At 65.0% G+C, this 20,369-nt stretch carries 14 protein-coding genes and 2 pseudogenes; 7 read left to right on the plus strand and 9 right to left on the minus strand.

Annotated features, from left to right (window positions below; all coding sequences use genetic code 11):
• From JHD80_RS21860 to JHD80_RS21875, 4 genes and pseudogenes are all read right to left on the minus strand, one after another.
• A pseudogene (locus tag JHD80_RS21860) lies at nucleotides 1–186 on the minus strand (hypothetical protein); the annotation flags it as partial.
• A gap of 167 nt (nucleotides 187–353) precedes the next feature.
• Nucleotides 354–4,106 (minus strand): methionine synthase, encoded by a 3,753-nt coding sequence (gene metH, locus JHD80_RS21865; protein WP_199091773.1) that lies wholly within the window; start codon nucleotides 4,104–4,106, stop codon nucleotides 354–356.
• A gap of 4 nt (nucleotides 4,107–4,110) precedes the next feature.
• On the minus strand, nucleotides 4,111–5,022 hold the full coding sequence (metF, locus tag JHD80_RS21870) for a methylenetetrahydrofolate reductase [NAD(P)H] (protein ID WP_199091775.1): 912 nt from the start codon (nucleotides 5,020–5,022) through the stop codon (nucleotides 4,111–4,113).
• Nucleotides 5,022–6,035 (minus strand): metalloregulator ArsR/SmtB family transcription factor, encoded by a 1,014-nt coding sequence (locus tag JHD80_RS21875; protein ID WP_199091777.1) that lies wholly within the window; start codon nucleotides 6,033–6,035, stop codon nucleotides 5,022–5,024. The genes metF and JHD80_RS21875 overlap by 1 nt, the downstream gene beginning before the upstream one ends.
• Before the next feature lie 392 nt (nucleotides 6,036–6,427).
• Here JHD80_RS21875 and JHD80_RS21880 point away from each other — a divergent pair, with 392 nt between their 5' ends.
• Complete coding sequence (locus JHD80_RS21880; protein ID WP_465246547.1) at nucleotides 6,428–6,799, plus strand: MarR family winged helix-turn-helix transcriptional regulator; 372 nt, start codon at nucleotides 6,428–6,430, stop codon at nucleotides 6,797–6,799.
• Nucleotides 6,800–6,841: 42 nt separating this feature from the next.
• On the plus strand, nucleotides 6,842–8,152 hold the full coding sequence (locus tag JHD80_RS21885; RefSeq protein ID WP_248311714.1) for an MFS transporter: 1,311 nt from the start codon (nucleotides 6,842–6,844) through the stop codon (nucleotides 8,150–8,152).
• Nucleotides 8,153–9,770: 1,618 nt separating this feature from the next.
• Here JHD80_RS21885 and JHD80_RS21890 read toward each other — a convergent pair.
• Complete coding sequence (locus JHD80_RS21890; protein ID WP_199091797.1) at nucleotides 9,771–9,974, minus strand: cold-shock protein; 204 nt, start codon at nucleotides 9,972–9,974, stop codon at nucleotides 9,771–9,773.
• Nucleotides 9,975–10,410: 436 nt separating this feature from the next.
• On the opposite strand from JHD80_RS21890, the gene JHD80_RS21895 reads away from it, so the two are divergent.
• Nucleotides 10,411–11,034, plus strand: coding sequence for a YitT family protein (locus tag JHD80_RS21895; RefSeq protein WP_199091781.1), 624 nt, complete (start codon nucleotides 10,411–10,413; stop codon nucleotides 11,032–11,034).
• A 94-nt stretch (nucleotides 11,035–11,128) separates the two neighbouring features.
• Entirely contained in the window at nucleotides 11,129–12,298 is a 1,170-nt protein-coding gene (locus tag JHD80_RS21900) for an alpha-hydroxy acid oxidase (RefSeq protein ID WP_199091783.1), read from the plus strand.
• A 118-nt stretch (nucleotides 12,299–12,416) separates the two neighbouring features.
• On the opposite strand, the gene JHD80_RS21905 is transcribed toward JHD80_RS21900, so the two are convergent.
• From JHD80_RS21905 to ettA, 3 genes are all read right to left on the minus strand, one after another.
• Nucleotides 12,417–14,204 carry a peptide ABC transporter substrate-binding protein gene (locus tag JHD80_RS21905; RefSeq protein ID WP_199091784.1) on the minus strand — a complete coding sequence of 596 codons (1,788 nt, stop codon included), beginning with the start codon at nucleotides 14,202–14,204 and terminating at the stop codon, nucleotides 12,417–12,419.
• A 320-nt stretch (nucleotides 14,205–14,524) separates the two neighbouring features.
• On the minus strand, nucleotides 14,525–15,163 hold the full coding sequence (locus tag JHD80_RS21910) for a VOC family protein (RefSeq protein WP_199091785.1): 639 nt from the start codon (nucleotides 15,161–15,163) through the stop codon (nucleotides 14,525–14,527).
• Between the two features lie 125 nt (nucleotides 15,164–15,288).
• Complete coding sequence (gene ettA, locus JHD80_RS21915; RefSeq protein WP_199091788.1) at nucleotides 15,289–16,941, minus strand: energy-dependent translational throttle protein EttA; 1,653 nt, start codon at nucleotides 16,939–16,941, stop codon at nucleotides 15,289–15,291.
• Between the two features lie 205 nt (nucleotides 16,942–17,146).
• On the opposite strand from ettA, the gene JHD80_RS21920 reads away from it, so the two are divergent.
• Together JHD80_RS21920 and JHD80_RS21925 are read left to right on the plus strand one after the other, a co-directional pair.
• On the plus strand, nucleotides 17,147–17,953 hold the full coding sequence (locus JHD80_RS21920) for an MBL fold metallo-hydrolase (protein ID WP_199091790.1): 807 nt from the start codon (nucleotides 17,147–17,149) through the stop codon (nucleotides 17,951–17,953).
• A gap of 94 nt (nucleotides 17,954–18,047) precedes the next feature.
• Nucleotides 18,048–18,353 carry a hypothetical protein gene (locus tag JHD80_RS21925; RefSeq protein ID WP_199091791.1) on the plus strand — a complete coding sequence of 102 codons (306 nt, stop codon included), beginning with the start codon at nucleotides 18,048–18,050 and terminating at the stop codon, nucleotides 18,351–18,353.
• A 10-nt stretch (nucleotides 18,354–18,363) separates the two neighbouring features.
• Here JHD80_RS21925 and JHD80_RS21930 read toward each other — a convergent pair whose 3' ends face one another.
• On the minus strand, nucleotides 18,364–19,371 hold the full coding sequence (locus JHD80_RS21930; protein WP_199091793.1) for an aldo/keto reductase: 1,008 nt from the start codon (nucleotides 19,369–19,371) through the stop codon (nucleotides 18,364–18,366).
• Here JHD80_RS21930 and JHD80_RS21935 point away from each other — a divergent pair.
• Nucleotides 19,370–20,369 (plus strand): annotated as a pseudogene (locus JHD80_RS21935) (hypothetical protein); the annotation flags it as partial. The gene JHD80_RS21930 and the pseudogene JHD80_RS21935 sit on opposite strands and share 2 nt — an antisense overlap.

Here is a 20,369-nt window from a genome sequence, read left to right on the forward strand (position 1 = left end):
GACCTCGCCCGCACTTTCCGCGACGAGGAAGATCGCCTGCTCGCGATACCAGGCGATATCCGCGGCCGTCACCTTCGAGGGATCGCTCAGGACGTTCTCGCGCACGGCCATGCGGATGGCATGGATGAGCGGCAAATCCGCCGCCTCGGCCTTGCGGATGATCCTGGCCTCGTCAGTCGTCGTCACAGGAATTCCCCCGAGCCTCATCCTGAGGAGCCGTTCTGAAAGAACGGCGTCCCGAACGATGTTTCAAGAGGCTCCGGAACGATCTGGACCATCCTTCGAGACGCAAGCTGCGCTTGCTCTTCAGGATGAGGGCTGGAGGTGCGGTGTCGCTCCTCCAGGCAACGCAACTACTCCGCCGCCTGCAGGCGATAGGCAGCCGTGTCGTAGTTGAGGATCGGCGCGAGCCAGCGTTCGACCTCCTCGATGCTCATGCCCTTGCGCCGGGCATAATCCTCAACCTGGTCGCGCTCGACCTTGGCGACGCCGAAGTAGTAGGCCTCCGGATGCGCGAAATAGAGGCCGGAGACCGAGGAGCCCGGCCACATCGCATAGCTCTCGGTCAGCTTCACGCCGACGCGGCGCTCGGCCTCCAGCAGCCGGAACAGGGTCTCCTTCTCGGTATGGTCGGGCTGGGCCGGATAACCCGGCGCCGGGCGGATGCCTTGATATTCCTCGCGGATCAGATCCTCGTTCGAGAAGGCCTCGTCCGGCGCGTAGCCCCAGAACTCCTTGCGGACGAGCTGGTGCATCCGCTCGGCGAAAGCCTCGGCGAAGCGGTCCGCCAGCGCCTTGACCATGATCGAGCGGTAATCGTCGTTGTCGCGCGCGAACTTCTCGGAGATGCGCTCTTCCTCGGCGCCCGCCGTGACCACAAAGGTGCCGATATAGTCCGGCGCCACGCCTTCCGGCGCGACGAAATCGGACAGGCACATGTTCGGCTTGCCGTCGCGCTTGGAGAGCTGCTGGCGCAGGCCATGGAAGGTCGCGAGTTCGTCCTGCCGGCTCTCGCCGGTATAGAGGCGGATATCGTCGCCGACGGCATTGGCCGGCCAGAAGCCGATCACCGCCTTCGGGTTGAACCAGCGCTCCTCGACGATGCGCTTCAGCATCGCCTGCGCATCGTCCCAGAGCGCGCGCGCCGCCTCGCCCTGCTTCTCGTCCTGCAGGATCGCCGGGTAGCGGCCCTTCAATTCCCAGGTCTGGAAGAACGGCGTCCAGTCGATCACCGGCACGAGGTCGGCGATGTCGTAGGTGCGGAAGGTCCGTGTACCCAGGAAGCTCGGCTTCGGCGGTGTATAGCTCGCCCAATCCGTCTTGAAGGCGTTGGCGCGCGCCTTGGCCAGCGGCAGGCGCTGCTTGTCGGCCTCCGAGCGGCGATGCGCCTCGGCGACCTTGGCATATTCCGCCTGCACGCCGGCTACGTAAGCTGGCTTCTGCTCCGACGAGAGCAGGCTCGACACCACGCCGACGGCTCGCGAGGCGTCGTTCACATGCACCGTCTGGCCCGCGTTGTAGGCCGGGTGGATCTTCACCGCCGTATGGACGCGGCTCGTCGTCGCCCCGCCGATCAGCAAGGGGATATCGAAACCCTCGCGCTCCATCTCGGAGGCCACGGTCACCATCTCGTCGAGCGAGGGCGTGATCAGGCCGGACAGGCCGATGATGTCGACATTTTCCCGGCGTGCCGTCTCCAGGATCTTCTGGGTCGGCACCATCACGCCGAGGTCGATCACCTCGTAATTGTTGCACTGGAGCACGACGCCGACGATGTTCTTGCCGATGTCGTGGACATCGCCCTTCACCGTCGCCATCAGCACCTTGCCGGCGGCCGAGCGCTCGGAGCCGCCGTTCAGGCGCTTCTCCTCCTCCATGTAAGGCATCAGATAAGCGACGGCTTGCTTCATGACGCGGGCGGACTTCACCACTTGCGGCAGGAACATCTTGCCCGAGCCGAACAGGTCGCCGACCACGTTCATGCCCGCCATCAGCGGGCCCTCGATCACATGCAGCGGCTTCTCGGCCCGCTGCCGTGCTTCCTCGGTATCGACGTCGATGAACTCGGTGATCCCGGCGACCAACGCATGCTCCAGCCGCTTCTCGACCGGTAGTTCGCGCCAGGCGAGGTCCTTGCCCGAGGCTGCGACCGACCCGTCGCCCTTGAAGCGCGGCGCGGCCTCCAGCAGCCGCTCGGTCGAATCCTTGCGGCGATTGAGGACAACGTCCTCGCAGAGCTCGCGCAGCTCCGGGTCGAGATCGTCATAGGATCCGAGCTGGCCCGCATTGACGATGCCCATGTCCATCCCCGCCTTGATGGCGTGGTAGAGGAACACGGAGTGCATCGCTTCGCGGACCTTCTCGTTGCCGCGGAACGAGAAGGACAGGTTCGAGACGCCGCCCGAGATATGGGCATGCGGCAAGGTCTCGCGGATCGCCTTGGTCGCCTCGATAAAGTCGTTGCCGTAGTTGTCGTGCTCCTCGATGCCCGTCGCCACCGCGAAGATGTTCGGGTCGAAGATGATATCCTCGGGCGGGAAGCCGATGGTCTCGGTCAGCAGCTTGTAGGCGCGCGTGCAGATTTCGATCTTGCGCTGGAACGTGTCGGCCTGGCCGACCTCGTCGAAGGCCATTACGACGACCGCCGCGCCATATTGCCGGCAGATCCGCGCCTGCTCGAGGAAGGCTTCCTCGCCCTCCTTCATCGAGATCGAGTTGACGATCGGCTTGCCCTGGATGGTCTTAAGGCCGGCCTCGATCACCGGGAATTTCGACGAGTCGACCATGATCGGAACGCGCGAGATATCCGGCTCCGAGGCGATCAGGTTGCAGAACTCGGTCATCGCCTTCTCGGAATCGAGCAGGCCCTCGTCCATGTTGATGTCGATGACCTGCGCGCCATTGGCGACTTGGTCGCGCGCCACGTCGAGCGCAGCGGCATAGTCGCCGGCCGTGATCAGCTTCCTGAACTTCGCCGAGCCGGTGACGTTCGTCCGCTCGCCCACGTTCACGAAGGGAATGGTCTCGTCGAGCGTGAAGGGCTCCAGCCCTGCCAGCCTGAGATAGGGCTTTACCTCGGGGGCCCGGCGCGGCGCCTTGCCGGCAACGGCCTCGGCGATGGCGCGGATATGGTCCGGCGTCGTGCCACAGCAGCCGCCGACCATGTTGACGAAGCCGGCGTCAGTGAACTCGGCCAGCATCTTGGCCGTGGCTTCCGGCCGTTCGTCATAGAGGCCGAATTCGTTGGGCAGGCCGGCATTCGGATAGGCGCAGACCAGCGTATCTGCGATGCGCGACATGTCCTTGATATGCGCCCGCATCTCGCGCGCGCCGAGCGCGCAATTGAGGCCGATCGTCAGTGGGGCTGCATGGCGCACGGCGTTCCAGAACGCCTCGACCGTCTGGCCGGAAAGCGTGCGGCCCGAGAGATCGGTGATCGTGCCGGAGATCATCACCGGCAGGCGCAGGCCCTTCTCGCGATAGACCTGCTCGATCGCGACGATCGCGGCCTTGGCGTTGAGCGTGTCGAAGATCGTCTCGATCAGCAGCAATTCCGAGCCGCCATCGATCAGGCCCCTGACCTGCTCGGCATAGGAATCACGCACCTGATCGAAGGTCACGGCGCGGAAGCCGGGATTATTGACGTCGGGCGAGATCGAGAGCGTGCGGTTGGTCGGGCCGATCGCCCCGGCCACGAAACGGCGGCGCCCGTCTTCCTTCTCGGCGATCATCGCCGCCTCGCGGGCGAGCCGCGAGCACTCCACGTTCAGCTCATAGACGATCGCCTCCATACCGTAATCGGCCTGGGCGATCGAGGTGCCCGAGAAGGTGTTGGTCTCGACGATATCGGCCCCCGCCCGGAAATAGGCGAGATGGATGTCGCGCAGCGCCTCCGGCTGGGTCAGCGCAATGATGTCGTTATTGCCCTTGAGATCGTGGTTGAAGCCCTTGAAGCGCTCGCCGCGGAAATCCGCTTCCGAAAGCTTCAGGTCCTGGATCTGCGTGCCCATCGCGCCGTCGAGCACGAGGATGCGCTCTTGCGCGGCCTGGCGTAGCGAGCGCTCGATCTCGGCGCCGTCGACGGGAGCGGGAATGAAGTCGGACATAGGCTTACTCCGCCGCCACGGCCTGCGCCGCCGGCTTCTCGGGCTTCAGGCCGACGAGATGGCAGATAGCATAGACAAGGTCGGCCTTGTTCATCGTGTAGAAATGCAGGTCGGTGGCGCCGCGGTCGATCAGGTCGAGCACCTGCTCGGCGCAGACGGCAGCCGCGACGAGTCGGCGCGTCGCGACATCGTCCTCCAGCCCCTCGAAGCGGTCGGCCAGCCATTGCGGCACGCTGGCGCCGGTCTTGCGGGCGAAATTGGCGGTCTGCTTGAAATTCTGCACCGGCACGATGCCGGGCAGGATCGGGATTTCAATGCCAGCAGCGCGGACCCTGTCGAGATAGCGGAAATAGACGTCGTTATCGAAGAAGAACTGGGTGATCGCCCGGGTCGCGCCCGCATCGACCTTCTTCTTGAGCGCATCGATATCGGCATCGAGCGAGGCCGCTTCCGGGTGCTTCTCCGGATAGGCCGAGACCGTCACCTCGAAATCGCCGATCCGCTTCAGGCCGGCCACGAGGTCCGAGGTCTGGTGATAGCCGTCCGGGTGCGGCTCATAAGCCGTGCCGAGCCCCCCGGCCGGATCGCCGCGCAGCGCCACGACATGGCGCACGCCGGCATCCCAATAGGAGCGGATCACCTCGTCGATTTCGGCCTTCGAGGCCGAGACGCAGGTGAGATGCGCGGCCGGCTTCAGCCCGGTCTCCTCGACCATGCGCTTGACGGTTGCGTGGGTGCGCTCGCGAGTGGAGCCGCCGGCGCCATAGGTCACGGACACGAAGCTGGGGCCGAGCGGTTCGAGCCGGCGCACGCTGTCCCACAGCGCGACCTCCATCTCCTCCGTCCTCGGCGGGAAGAACTCGAAGGAGACGCGCGGGCGGCGCGAGCCGTGGCGGCTGGGGCGGAAAGCATTCATCACGCAACCTCGAGATTGATCGTGCGGACCGGCGGATCGGCCTGGACGCGCCGGTCGCGGCCACGCCAGAGCATGACCGGGAGCTGGCCCGAGCCGCCATCGGCAAGGGTGACTTCACGGGAGAGATCGCAGGACAGGCCGGCTTCGCTGAACCAGGCCGCGATCTGCTGGCGGGAGAAGCCGAGCCGGCGATGCGCATGCTCGGTCCGCAGGAACTCCATCTCGTGCGGCGCGAAATCGACGACGATCAGGCGCCCGCCGGGCGCCAGCATGGCAGCGGCCTCGCGCACCGCCCGGCCGGGATCGTCGAGGAAATGCAGAACCTGATGGATCACGACGAGGTCGAAGGAGCCGCGCGCGAAGGGCAGCGCGTAGATGTCGCCCTGCCGCAGCTCGACCCGCGACAGCCCCGCCCGCTCCAGATTGGCCCGCGCGACCGCCAGCATCGCATGGTTGGCATCGACGCCGACGGCGCGGCCGAATTTCGGCGCGATCCGCTCCAGCATCCGCCCCGTGCCGGTGCCGAGATCGAGCATGGCGCCGGGCGTGCCCTCGCCGACCGCTTCTTCGACCGCAGCCTCGACGGCATGGTCGGGCACATGCAGGCCGCGCAACCGGTCCCAGTCACGCGCGACACTGGCGAAATAGCTCTGCGCAGCCTCGGCCCGGGTCGCCCGAACCGCGGCGAGCCGCTCGCGATCGGCCGCGAGCACCGGATCGCTGAGGTCGAGCCAGGCGGCGAGCGACGCGGCGAAGGCCCCGCCCGGTCCGGTCTCGTCGAGCCGGAAGAAGGCCCAGGCGCCCTCGCGCGAGCGCCGAACCAGCCCGGCCTCGGCCAAGAGCTTGAGATGGCGCGAGATGCGCGGCTGCGACTGGCCGAGGATATCGGTGAGATCGGAGACCGAGAGCTCCCCCTCGGAGAGCAGCGCGAGAATGCGCAGCCGCGTCTCCTCGCCGGCGGCCCTGAGACCCGCGAGAAGCACATCGGAAGACAATGTCGTCGGCTGCCGCACGCGCTGGCGTCCTCTGTCGACAAGGAAAAAGATATAAAGATATCTTTATATCAAACGAGCCGTTCGTGCAAGCGGATTGTCGTGCGGAAAACAGGACGGAGGCTTCTTCAGCTCCCATTAGCGGGGAGAGGATCGTTTGGCGAAGCCGAGGCGGATGAAACCGCCTGACCTTCCGGCGCCAACGACCGAGCAGCGGGCCGCCCCGGCACCTCCCGCCGGGGAGCATGCGGTCACTCATCCGTTAGGCTCGTATTTCGTCTACAATCCCATTTCCAGCCCAACCCCATTACCCCGGACACGATGAAGCGCGCACAAGCGCCTTGTTCATTGACAGACTCGCCAGATACGGGCATATGCCCGCAATGAGCAATCTAACCTGCCACTGCACTCTCATGCGGAAGACCAACCGCAAGCTCGCGGCGCTGTACGACGCTGCACTGGCTCCTCACGGCATCAACATCGCCCAGTTCGCGCTGCTTCGAAATATCGAGCGCCGGCAACCGGTCAGCCTGACGGAGCTTGCCCGGCTTCTCGAACTCGACCGCTCGACGATGGGGCGGAACATCCGCGTCCTGCAGAAACAGGATCTCGTTCTCACAAGTCGCGGCACCGATCAGCGCGAGGCAGCGGTTTCACTGACCGAACGCGGCATGACCGTTTTGCGAGCGGCAGAGCCGGCCTGGGAAGGCTCACAGGACGCCATAACGGCCAGGATCGGCGCGGACCGCATTCGAATCCTGCAGGAACTCAACCAGCTACTTTGAATTTGCGCCAACGCGGGCATACGCCCGCAGATCGGAATAGCAATGTCCTCCATCGTTTCAGCGCCAGGCCAAGCCCTCCCGGCGTTCTTCGCCAAGCGCGGCATTCACTATGGTTGGGTAGTCGCGGGTGTCGCTTTCCTGACGATGCTCGTGACGGCGGGCGCTGTTGGCGCTCCCGGCGTTCTGATCGGCCCGCTCCAAAAGGAATTTGGTTGGTCGGCCGCTGACATCTCGTCGGCATTTGCCGTGCGGCTAGTGCTCTTCGGCCTGATGGGGCCATTCGCTGCCGCTTTCATGAATCGCTTCGGCGTCAGGCGCGTGGCGTCGGTTGCGCTCAGCCTGATTGCAGCCGGTGTTTTGGGTTCCTTCGTCATGACGGAGATCTGGCAGCTCTTTCTCCTCTGGGGCGTCGTCGTCGGCTTCGGAACCGGCCTGACGGCGATGGTTTTGGGTGCGACCGTGGCCACGCGCTGGTTTTCTGCCCGGCGGGGTCTCGTCATCGGTCTCCTGACGGCGAGCACCGCGACAGGACAGCTCCTGTTCTTGCCACTGCTGGCCTCGCTGTCGGAGAATCTGGGTTGGCGCAGCGCTCTGACCTTGATCCTCGGCATGCTGCTGTTGGCAGCGGCCGTGGTTCTCGTCTTGATGCGCGACCGGCCGTCCGACATCGGGTTGTCGCCCTATGGGGCAGCCGGCCCCGCCCAGGCCGCCGCGGCGCCGACCGACTTCAGCACGATGATGAAGTCCCCCATCGTCGCGCTTCGTGACGCCGCGCGCTCTCGCATCTTCTGGGTTCTGTTTGGAACTTTCTTTGTGTGTGGCGCGAGCACCAACGGGCTCGTGCAAACCCATTTCGTGTCGCTGTGCGGAGACTTCGGCATTTTGCCCGTCGCAGCGGCAGGCATGCTTGCGATCATCGGAATATTCGATTTCGCCGGCACCGTTGCATCGGGATGGCTTTCCGATCGCTTCGACAGCCGCAAGCTTCTGTTCTGGTATTACGGCCTACGCGGCTTGTCTCTGATCTATCTGCCATTCACGTCGTTCAACTTCTACGAGCTTTCGATTTTCGCAGTGTTTTACGGGTTGGACTGGGTCGCAACCGTGCCGCCGACCGTGAAATTGGCCGCGGACCGGTTCGGCGATCGCGCAAATCTCGTGTTCGGATGGGTCTTTGCCGGGCATCAGCTGGGGGCTGCTTTCGCGGCATGGGGCGGAGGCTTCACCCGGACCTTCTATGCGAGCTACCTCCCGGCATTCTTCATTGCCGGCGTCCTTTGCATCCTGGCTGCGCTCGCAGTCCTGCTCGTGCGCGAAGATCGTGAGCCCCGGATGGTTGCTGCGCCGGCGTGATCGCCCGGCCCTCGGAAGCAGACCTTACGGGCAGCCCCGCCGTGGTCTGCTTCTGGCCCTTCGCCGACCTTTCAGAATCTTGTTAGGCTATCGGCTTTGCCGCATTCGTGCATGCATTGGGCTGTCGAACCGATAGGTTCTCGAGCGTCAAAAATGCATAAGCGGACAATATTCTGGGCACTGCTATTTGCGATGCCCTGCCTAACGGCAAGCGCAATCCTATCGGCCGACTACGCCATGGCTGCGAAGAAAAAGAAGGGCATCCAGGGATTGGCTGGCTGGTGCTGGGGTCTAGCCGAAGGGGCAACGCTTCGAGAGCTGTGCTTCGGACCGGAATCGCGTTTGCGGCTGACTGTAGGGAACAGGTTCGAGGGTTTTGAGACCACCGGTCTTTACCGAACTGGAAGAAGCGGTCCTCTGGAACTCCTCGGCTTCCCTGACGAGGGGTGGCCAAGTCCGTCACCTTTGTTGGAATGTCAGATCGAGCTTCCTGTTGTGGATGTGCTTCAGCTTGGCGGGTGTAAACTCAGCGGCCGGTGGGATCGAAAGAGGAAGCATACTGACTAGGCCCGCTTCCGACCCATTGTGGACATGGCAGATACAGTAAGTAAAATCGTCTGGTTTGCCACGTTTCGAGTCAATATCATGACTTCTTCTTAAAGGCGACGTCCAATATAGCTCGAATCAGATAGGCTGAAACAAGCGTAACTATCGTTACATATCCTCTATCCATTCCAAAATTGTGTAATAGTAAGGCGAAAGACGAAGCTACGATTGCCGTTGTCCAAAAGAACCGGGGAAAAATCTGCTCTTTCTGGAAAGCCATTTCTTCTTCGGCTCCATAGCGACCTCCTTTCATGGCTTGAGATTCGGCTGCTCGTCCAGAGAGCGTAACTGAAAATATGACTGCTCTCGACCCATTCCGGCCGCCGCCAGAGATTCAGGTCGCTTTCTTACGAACCTGTCCGATCGCCCATATCGGCTTAATTCAAATAACGGGGAAGGCGAAACGAGGCCCACAACCTGCCCCCGAACTTATCCCCGGCCTGACCGGCCATGCCTATCCTGCACGCGTCCCATCCGACCGGGGGGGGCTTCGCGAGGCATCGTGGGCCGGAGGGGATTGCGGGTTTCGTGTCCCGGGCCGTTGCGGGCTCGCTCGATCGCCGCGCGTCCGATAGGACGCGAAAACGGCGATCGATCTCTTCATGATCGCATCGGAGCCATCCGATGCGATCGCGCGAAAAAGCCGGCTTCACACAAGCCCAACAGGCAGACCTCTGCCCTCGCCAGGCGTCCAAGCGGAGCAGACCACCAGATACCCGTGCGCGGAGCCGGGCAGCGCGAGGTCGTCGCTGTTCGACACCATCGACATCGCAACGACATCGGCACGCCGCCGTCGACTGCGAACGCCGCTAGGCTCCGCGCATCCCTCGGATGCTCAAATCCGAAAACCCCGCAGGCACGGGCCTGGACGGGGCTTTCGGCACGTTCTTCAGGTCAACAGGGCAACACCGCCGGACAGGCAGCGGGAAATGCCGGTCCGGTCGTCATTTTCAGCGCATGTCCGCCAGCGACCCGCCCGTGTGGCAGGCGAACCTCACGATGACAGAGTGTCTCAGAGCACCTTCAGATCGCCCGCGGCCGTCTTGCCGCGCTCGGTCTTCAGCTCGAACGAAACCTTCTGTCCTTCCGTCAGCGTCATCATGCCGGCTTCCTTGACGGCCGTGATGTGAACGAACACATCCTTGCCGCCATCTGCCGGTTGAATGAAGCCGAACCCCTTCTCAGTATTGAACCATTTCACGGTTCCGGTCGCCATCGCCACATTCCTCGAAGCCAAAGCGTCACTCACCAGCACTGAGCGCATGGCTCCTATGCCGGCAAGGGAAGGATTGACCGAAAACCGAGCGTTGTCGAGATGAAAGGACAGGCAAGCCTCCTTCCGCCTGTCAAGATTTTGTCAACGTGATCCGTGTTTTCGCATCGCACTGCAAAGAGACCGCCAGCTAGATTTCGATTTCGACGGCCCGACGACGTAGCGTCCACGCACGTCATGGGTGCCGCGTTCGGCGATCTTCAACCTGGGGCGCACCGTCCTGGGGCCGCCAATCCTGCGCATCAACTGATGAAACCATAGGGTTCGTGCGGCCGCCACGAGCGGCGGGTTGCCGGCCCGCCACAGCGGATGATGGCATCCGGCCCGATCATTGCTTGCGCTCTGGCGCCGGAAGCCGCCAGCCGATACAGGCCTCGCCATGTCCCAGACCGCCGCCACCGCCAGGCCTCAACAGCACCGCTTCTACGAGGATCTCATCGCCCTGCCCCTGGGCACGCTGATGATCAGCTTCGGCATCGTGCTCTTTGCCAAGGCGACGGTGCTGACCGGCGGTGCCGCCGGGCTCGCCCTGTTGCTGCAATTCGCCACGGGGGCCGATTTCAGCCTGCTCTTCTTCGTCATCAACCTGCCCTTCTACTGGCTCGCCTTCCGGCGGATGGGCCTGCCCTTCACGCTGCGCACCTTCGCCGCCGTCGGCCTGGTCTCGGTTTTTGTCTGGGCGACACCCGGCTGGTTCCGCATCGAGGCCGTGGCGCCGCTCTATGCCGCCATCGCCGGCGGCGTCGCGATGGGGCTCGGCCTGCTGGCGCTGGCGCGCCACCGCACCGCGATCGGCGGCGTCAACATCCTCGCGCTCTATCTGCAGGAGCGTCGCGGCCTGCGCGCCGGCTGGGTCCAGCTCGGCATCGACGCGGCCATCTTCGCCGCCGCGCTCTTCGTGCTGCCGCCCGACAAGGTCGCCCTGTCGCTGCTCGGCACGCTCGTCCTCAACGCCATCCTCGGCATGAACCACAAGCCCGGCCGCTACATGGCGATCTCCTGACGCAGGCCCTCCGTGCGGCAGGATGGTTGCGCCCTGCCCGGCATCATGCGAGCAAGCCTGGAGGACAAGACCGACGCCAACGGCGAGACGAGACATGGCCCAGCCCCTGACCATCGAAGACCTGCGCCGCATGGCCAAGCGCCGCGTCCCGCGCATGTTCTACGACTACGCCGATTCCGGCGCCTGGACCGAGGGCACCTACCGCGCCAACGAGACCGACTTCGCCAAGGTGAAGCTGCGCCAGCGCGTCGCCGTCGACATGACCAACCGCTCGCTGGCCAGCGAGATGATCGGCCAGCCGGTCACGATGCCGGTCGCGCTCGCGCCCACCGGCCTCACCGGCATGCAGCACGCCGATGGCGAGATCCTCGCCGCCAAGGCCGCCGCCAAGGCCGGCGTGCCCTTCACGCTCTCGACCATGAGCATCTGCTCGATCGAGGATGTCGCGAACCACACCAGCGCGCCGTTCTGGTTCCAGCTCTATGTGATGAAGGACCGCGAGTTCATCGCCCGCCTGATCCAGCGCGCCAAGGCGGCCGGCTGCTCGGCCCTGGTGCTGACGCTCGACCTGCAGATTCTCGGACAGCGCCACAAGGACATCCGCAACGGCCTTTCCGCCCCGCCGAAGCCGACGCTGGCCAACCTGATCAACCTCGCCTTCAAGCCGCGCTGGTGCCTGAAGATGCTGGACACGCCGCGCCGGCAGTTCGGCAATATCGTCGGCCATGTCACCGGCGTCGCCGACATGTCCTCGCTCTCCTCCTGGACCGCCAGCCAGTTCGACCCGCAGCTGAACTGGGACGATGTGCAGTGGATCAAGGACCAGTGGGGCGGCAAGCTGATTCTGAAAGGCATCCTCGACGCCGAAGACGCCGAGATGGCCGCCAAGAGCGGCGCTGATGCCCTGATCGTCTCGAACCATGGCGGCCGCCAGCTCGACGGCGCGCTGTCCTCGATCGAGGCCCTGCCCGGCATCGTCGAGCAGGTCGGCAACCGCATCGAGGTGCTGTTCGACGGCGGCATCCGCTCGGGCCAGGACGTGCTGAAGGCGGTCGCGCTCGGCGCGAAGGGCACCTTCATCGGCCGCGCCTTCCTTTACGGGCTCGGCGCCATGGGCGAGCAGGGCGTCACCGCCGCGCTCGACATCATCCGCAAGGAGCTCGACACCACCATGGCCCTTTGCGGCCTGCGCGACATCAAGCAAGTCGACGAGCGCATCCTCGTCGGCGGCCGCGCCGGGGCAATGAAGCGCCTGGCGAGCTGATACCGCGGCCCAATGCCAACATTCATAGAAAAGGCCCGGCGGATACGATCCGCCGGGCCTTTTCATTGGCCGATGGCTTCCTTGCGGAGATCGCTCTCCGCAAGGGCCTATTTTGGGATCAGGTGCGATACCAGGCCGCGAGGTTCCAGGTGTCGACGTCCCAGCCGGAATGGTCGTGCGAGATGCTGTTCGCCACGGCGACCACCTTCTTGCGCGACAGGATCGGCAGGATGACGTTGGCCTCGCAGAAGATCTCGTTGACCTTGATCAGGTACGCGGCGCGCTTGGCCGGGTCGAGCTCCTTCTGGGCCGCCTTGTAGGCCTCGTCGGCAGCCGGGTCGGTGTAGCGCGAGACGTTGCGGCCCAGCCACTTGTTCTCCTTGCTGGCGACTTCCCAGGAGGTGAACTGGTTGAGGAACCGCTCCGGATCGGGCTGCGGCTGCGTGGTCGTGTACATCTCGATGTCGGTGTAGAGCTTGGTGTAAGTGTCGGGGTTCGCAACGTCCGACGAGAAGAACACCGAGGCGGTGACCGACTTCAGCTCGATATCGATGCCCGCGCGCTGGCAGGCCTGCTTGATGATGGCCTGCACCTTCTGGCGCGGAGCATTGATCGAGGTCTGGAAGACGTACTTCAGCTTCTTGCCATCCTTCTCGCGGATGCCGTCGGAGCCCTTCTTCCAGCCGGCGTCGTCGAGGATCTTGTTGGCCTTCTCGATGCTGAACTCGTACTTGAGCTTCTCCGACTTGAACTGCTTGGGCTCGTTGACGAAGCTCGCCGTGGCGGCGCCGGCGCGGCCATAGATGAACTTCTGGATCGAGTCGCGGTCGATCAGCAGGTTGATCGCCTCGCGCACCTTCGGGTCCGACAGGGTCGGGTGCTTGGTCTTGGCGTTGGAACGCTCGCCATCGACTTCGGTCCACGGATCGGTCGTGTTCAGGGTGATGAACTCGATATCGCCGGCAGGCGCAGCGCTGATCTTGCCGCGGCCGCCGATCTCCATGCGCTTGAGGACTTCGTCCTCGACCAGCGTATCCCAGGCATAGTCGTATTCGCCGGTCTGCAGCACGGCGCGCGCCGCCGAGACCGCGTCACCGCCGCCCTTGATCTCGAACGTGTCGAAATGCGGCTGATTCTGGACATGATAGCTCTCGTTGCGGGTGCCGGTCAGGATGTCGCCCGGCTTGAAGTCGGCGAACTTGTAGGGGCCGGTGCCGACGGGCTTCAGATTGGCCGGAGCCTCGCGCGACTTGGCGCCCTTGTAATCGCCGAAATGGTGCTTCGGGATGATCATGCCGGCGACGCCGACGAAGGGATCCGCCCAGAACGGCGTCGGCTTGGCGAAGATCACCTTGACGGTGAGATCGTCGACCTTCTCGACCTTGATGTCCTTGTAGGCGCCGGTGGTGTAGGCGGCGGTCGCCGGATCGGCGGCATATTCCCAGGTGAAGACGACGTCGTCGGCCGTGAACGGCTTGCCGTCATGCCACTTCACGTCCTTCTTCAGCTTCCAGGTCACGGTCGTGCCGTCCTCGGAGAGGCCGCCATTGGCCTTGGTCGGGACTTCGGCCGCGAGCTGCGGGATCAGGTTGCCTTCCTTGTCCCAGCCGGCGAGCGGCTCGTAGAACACGCGCGAGGCGATCTGGTCCTTGGTGCCCGAGGCGAAATGCGGGTTCAGCAGCGTCGGTGCCTGCCAGAGCAGCATCTTGAGCGGCCCGCCGCCGCCGGCCTTGGTCGGCTTGTATTCGAGCGTGGCATTGGCCATCGCGACATCGTTCCAGGCCAGGATCTGGCTCGCGATCGGCGCGGTGATGCCCAGCGCCGCCATCTTCTGGATGAAGGAGCGCCGCGACAGGCCGCCTTCCTTCACGTCCTGCACCATACCCTGGATATACTGACTAGTCATAATCAACCTTCACGTCATGGTAGCAAGAACACGATCAATAACTTGATCCGTTCCAGATCGGATTTATCAGGTCCAAGGCATGGAATTGCTTTGGAGGCGACTCTGCTCCTAGGAGCTGCCGCCTTAATCATAACTTAAGTCGTCAGACGAGAACCGCATACCGGACCCGCTTGCCACTCGTAGCTCCGGCTAAATTACGCTGATTCCGAAGGGAAAACGCTGGCAGCGAGCTTGGTGACAAGCGATGTCAAAGCGTCGCAGCCCCGCATGCTCTGACGGCGAGCCGTCGCGATCGCCGCCCGCCGGCGCGCCGCCCTCTCTCAAAAGAGGTCCTTGAGCCCTGCAGGCGTGTCGATCTGCGCGCGATAGCGCAATTGCCGCCCATGGCTGACGACAGGCGCCCGCTCGGCCCCCAACTCCTGCAACAGCGCCGCGATAGCCGCGGCCTCCGGATGCTCCAGCGAAAACCCGCGCAGCCGCGCGCCGAGATCGCCGATCGTCGCCATCGACCGCGACTTGCCGCGCCGGTCGATGATCGAGGGAGCCGCTCCGCCCCAGGGCAACGAGCCGTCATCGGGAATGGCGAAATCGAAGGCGGGAGCGTCGAACGGCAGCCCGACCTTGCGGCCGAAGATCGGCTCCCTGCCCTTCAGCACATCGTCGATCCCGTCGGTCCGGGCAACCCAGCCGCGCAAGCGGCGGCCAGTATCCCAATCCCGCCGGATCTGCTTCCGTTCGTCCAGCCCGAACCAGCGCGCCCGCCCCGGATGCGCGCCGTCAGGATCGAGCGCGACGATCTCCAGATAGACCATGTCACCGAGCTGCAGCAGATGATTATGGGTGCCCATATAGCCGTGCCGCTGGCCGAAGGGCACGTCGAGATCAAGGCATTCGCGAACATGCGCGACGCCTTCGGCGAGCGTCGGAGCGATCACGGTGAGATGGTCGAGGGTCAGCATGCACATCAGTTGAGGCTGGCGCGCGGCTGCTGTCCACCCACCCGGCATCGGCCACGGGCCAGCCAACAAAAAAGCCCCGCGGACCTTGCGGCACCGCGGGGCTTTTTCGATTCGGATATCAAGCCTCAGCGCGTGAACTTCTTGTACTGGATGCGCTTCGGAATGGTCGAGTCGATGCCGAGGCGGCGCTTCTTGTCTTCCTCGTACTCCGCGAAATTGCCCTCGAACCACTCGACATGGCTGTCGCCCTCGAAGGCGAGGATATGGGTCGCGATGCGGTCGAGGAACCAGCGATCGTGGCTGATGATCACGGCGCAGCCGGCATAATCCTCCAGCGCCTCTTCGAGCGCGCGCAGGGTGTCGACGTCGAGGTCGTTGGTCGGCTCGTCGAGCAGCAGCAGGTTGGCGCCGGACTTCAGCATCTTGGCGAGATGGACGCGGTTGCGCTCACCACCCGAGAGCGAGCCGACCTTCTTCTGCTGGTCGCCGCCCTTGAAGTTGAAGGCCGAGCAATAGGCGCGGGAATTGATCTCGCGCTTGCCGAGATAGAGGATGTCGTTGCCGCCGGAGATTTCCTCCCAGACGTTCTTCTTGTCGTCGAGCGAGTCGCGGCTCTGGTCGACATAGCCGAGCTGGACGCTCTCGCCGACCTTGATCGTGCCGGCATCCGGCTTCTCGACCCCGGTGATCATCTTGAACAGCGTCGTCTTGCCGGCGCCGTTGGGGCCGATCACGCCGACGATGCCGCCCGGCGGCAGCTTGAAGGACAGTCCGTCGATCAGGAGCTTGTCCTGGAAGCCCTTCGACAGGTCCTCGAAATCGACGACGTTGTTGCCCAGCCGCTCGGCGATCGGGATGATGATCTGGGCGGTGTCCGGCCCCTTGTTGTTGGCCTTCTGGACCAGCTCGTCATAGCGCTGGATGCGGGCCTTGCTCTTGGCCTGGCGGGCCTTGGGCGACGCGGCCATCCACTCCGCCTCGCGCTCCAGCGTCTTCTGGCGCGAAACGTCCTCGCGGCCTTCCTGGGCGAGGCGCTTCTGCTTCTGCACCGACCAGGCCGAGTAATTGCCCTCGTAGGGGATGCCCTGGCCGCGATCGAGCTCGAGGATCCAGCTGGTGACGTTGTCGAGGAAGTAGCGATCGTGGGTGACGATCAGGATCGCGCCCGGATAGGTCCGCAGGTGGCCTTCGAGCCAGGCCGTGGTCTCGGCGTCCAGATGGTTGGTCGGTTCGTCGAGCAGCAACAGTTCGGGCTGCTCCAGCAGGAGCTTGCACATCGCGACGCGGCGGCGCTCGCCGCCCGAGAGCTTGTCGACGGCCCAGTCGTCCGGTGGGCAGCGCAGCGCGTCCATCGCCTGGTCGACCTTGGAATCGAGATCCCACAGGCCCTTGGCCTCGATCTCGTCCTGGAGATTGGTCATCTCGTCGGCGGTCTCGTCCGAATAGTTCATGGCGAGCTCGTTGTAGCGGTCGAGGATCGCCTTCTGCGGGGCCACGCCGAGCATGACGTTCTCGCGAACGGTCAATTCCTCCGCCAGCTTCGGCTCCTGCGGCAGGTAGCCGACGCGCGCCCCTTCCGCGACCCAGGCCTCGCCGGTCCATTCCTTGTCGAACCCCGCCATGATCTTGAGCAGGGTCGACTTGCCGGCGCCGTTGACGCCGAGCACGCCGATCTTGGCATCCGGGTAGAAGGACAGGTGGATGTCCTTCAGCACCTGCTTGCCGCCCGGATAGGTCTTGGACAGGCCGCGCATATGGTAGATGAACTGACGGGACATGGGGCGAGCGGGCTCCGCTTTCGAACACTTGCGACAGGGATGTCGGGAAATCTGGCCGCTATGTAGCGGTGCACCGCGCCGCCCGCAACCGCTTGCCAATGAAGCAGGTGCCTTTCACAAAAGCGGTAGCGGTACGTCCGGCACCCTTCCCCCGGCATGGCTTTTGCCGGAAGCTCTCAGGCCTGAACGATGCCGGAGCCCGCCGATGAGCCTGCCCGCCGTCCTGTTGCGTCTGCTTGCGAGCCTCGCTTTCGCGCTGCTGGCGACGGCCCATGCCGGCGCCCAGTCGAACGAACCCGGCTGCCGGCCGGAGATGGCAAGCCTGGGCCTGCCGATCCATCGCGTGCAACTGGCCAAGGACGAGGCAAGGCTAACCTTCGTCGGCCATGCCACCTTCCTGATCGAGACGCCGGGCGGCGTGAAGATCGCGACCGACTACAACGACTATGTCCGCCCGCCGGTGACGCCCGACATCGCCACGATGAACAAGGCGCATTCGACGCATTACTCGAACCGCCCCGACCCCGGCATCAAGCAGGTGCTGCGTGGCTGGGACCCGGAGGGCAAGGGCGCAGCCCATCACGACGTGACGCTCGGCGATGTTCGCGTCCGCAACGTGCCGACCAATATTCGGACCTATGAGGGCGGCACGGATTACGACGGCAACTCGATCTTCGTCTTCGAGATCGGCGATCTATGCATCGCCCATCTCGGCCATCTGCATCACCCGCTGGAGCCCGGCCATCTGCGCGCGCTCGGCCGGGTCGACATCGTGCTCTTCCCGGTCGACGGCAGCTATACGCTCGACCAGGCCGGCATGCTCGACGTGCTGAAATCGATCCAGGCACGGGTGATGATTCCCATGCATTTCTTCGGCGGCGGCACGCTCTCCCGCTTCCTCGCCCGGACACAGGACCTCTGGCCGGTCGAGCGCCGCGAGCAGCCGACGATCACGCTGAGCAAGGCGACGCTGCCGGCCAAGCCCACCGTGATTGTTTTGCCGGGGCAGTAGAGCAGGCATTAACGCCTCGCTGAGGCTGATCCCAGGCTTTCCTTGCCGTTGCGGCAGATCGCGGCATCCTGTCGGCAACCGGGAGACCGCTTTCATGCGCCGCATCGCCACCCTCACCTGCCTTCTCGCGACCGCGACCTTGCTGTCCGTCCAGGCCGAAGCAGCCAGGTTCCGCACGGGCGGACGCAGCGCCACGACGAGCCGTGTGGTCGTCGTGCCAAGTGCTGCCGCGGCAAGCCGCGCGCAGGCTGCGACCGCTCAGCCGGAACGCGTCCCCTTCCCATCCGCGACCGTTCAACGCGAGGAACCTCTGCCCTTGCGCCTCTCGTCCAACACCGGGCGCAAGAAGCCGTGGTGCCAGACGGACGTCATGGTCGGCGGCTTCTGCATGATGAACTGATGGGCGACGTTCAAACGCGGCTGACGCGACCTTCCAGCGGATAGGCCGGATCGCTGTAGCCCGGCGTCGAGGGATGCCCCGCCGGCACCAGCCGATCGATCAGCGCCTCGTCTTCCGCGTCGAATCCGGCATCGAGCGCGGCGAGATAGGCCTCCCACTGCTCGAAGGTCCGCGGACCGGCGATCGCCGCCGTGACGAAGGCGTTGTTCAGCACCCAGCGCACCGCGAATTGGATCGGCGTCAGCCCCTTGCGGGCCGCATGATCCTTGATCGTCTGGGCGATGATCAGACTCTCCTCGCGCCATTCCGCCTGCATCATCCGCCGGTCGCCGCGTCCGGCGCGCGTGCCCTCGGCCGGCGCCTGCCCCGGCGCGTATTTCGCGGTCAGCACGCCGCGCGCCAGGGGCGAATAGGAGGCGACGCCGAGCCCGAAATAGCCGCAGGCCGGCAGATGCTCGACCTCCGGCATGCGGTTCATCGCGTTGTAATAGGGCTGGCTGACGACGGGGCGATCGATGGCGAGCTCGTCGCAGAGCCGGCAGATCTCGGCGAGCCGCCAGGCGCGGTAGTTCGATACGCCGAAATGCCGGATCTTGCCCTGCCGGACGAGATCGGCGATCGCATGGACCGTCTCCTCCAGCGGCGTCGTATGGTCCTCCTTGTGGAGGTAGTAGATGTCGATCGTCTCGGTGCCGAGCCGGCGCAGGCTGTCCTCGCAGGCGCGCAGGACCCAGCGCCGCGACAGCCCGCCATTCATCGGCCCCTTGCCCATGGGGTTGGCGACCTTCGTCGCCAGCACCCAGTCGTAGCGATGGGGGGCAATGGCGCGGCCGGTCACTTCCTCGGACTGGCCTTCGTTATAGACGTCGGCCGTATCGATGAAATTGATCCCGGCCTCGCGCGCACTGTCGATGATCCGGCGGGACGTCGGCTCGTCGCTCGGCCCGCCGAACATCATCGTGCCCAGGCAGAGCGGCGAGACCTTGAGGCCGGAGCGGCCGAGACGGCGGTAATCCATGGCTGATATCCTCGAACGGGTTGGCGAACCCTGCCGCAGCGCGGCGCTAGAGGCCAGCGCCCGGCGCGCAGGCACGCCCTGCATCACGCGGCCGGCCGGCAAGGAAATGCTTAATCTTTCGTGTCAGGGTGGTGCGTCGTCACAAGGCCACGCGATGAATCTCGCCCAGCTCGTCAAGAGCCAGACCCTCGCCACCCTGCTGCAGGCGCTCGACGCCGGCGGAGAGCTGACGGCTGGCCGGACGGTGCAGGCGCGGCTTGCCTCGCTCGAACCGGACGGCACCGCGACCGCAATGATCGGCGAGACCAAGGTCGCGCTCGTCCTCGCCGGTCCGCAGGCGAGACAGGCGGCCTTGCAACCCGGCTCGACGCTGATGTTGCGCCTCGATCCGCCCGAGAAGCCCGGCGGCGACCTGCGCGCAACGCTGGTGGAGGTGCGCCCGCCGAGCGCGCCAGCATCCGGACAATCTCAGCAGCAATCGGCTCAAGCGCCTGCGCCTATGCCGCCAACTACGCCGCCCGCCTCGGCAGCCGCCCCGCTGCGTGCGGTCCCGGCCACGGCACCTGTCCCTGCGTCGCAGCCTGTTGCCACATCCGCGCCGGCAGTTCCCCAGGCGGCGCATCCGCCTTCCCCCGTAGCGGTGCAGCAGGCCTTCCTGCAGCAAGCCCTGCAAACGCTCGGCCTCCCGCTGGCCCAGTCCGCCGCCACGCCTGCCGCCTCGGCGGGAGCCGCACCATCGGCCTCCACCACGCCCAGCCCGGCCTCGCCGGCGGCTGCCACGGCCCCGGCTGCTCCTGCGATCGCCGCCGCGACAGCCCGGGCCGTCGCCGGCCCGCTGCTCGGCCCCGTGCTGCAGCGACAGGACGGCCTTGCCCCGCTCTTCGCCAATCTGCGCGCCCTGGCGCAGGGAACGATCTCGCTCGCCCTGCCCAGGACCCTGTCGCCCGCGGTCCAGCAGGTCCTGGCCCAGGCCGTGCCGGCCGAGCGGCAGGCCCCGA

Origin of the sequence: Allobosea sp. ASV33 (genome assembly GCF_016428755.1) — a bacterium.
Lineage (GTDB): Bacteria > Pseudomonadota > Alphaproteobacteria > Rhizobiales > Beijerinckiaceae > Allobosea.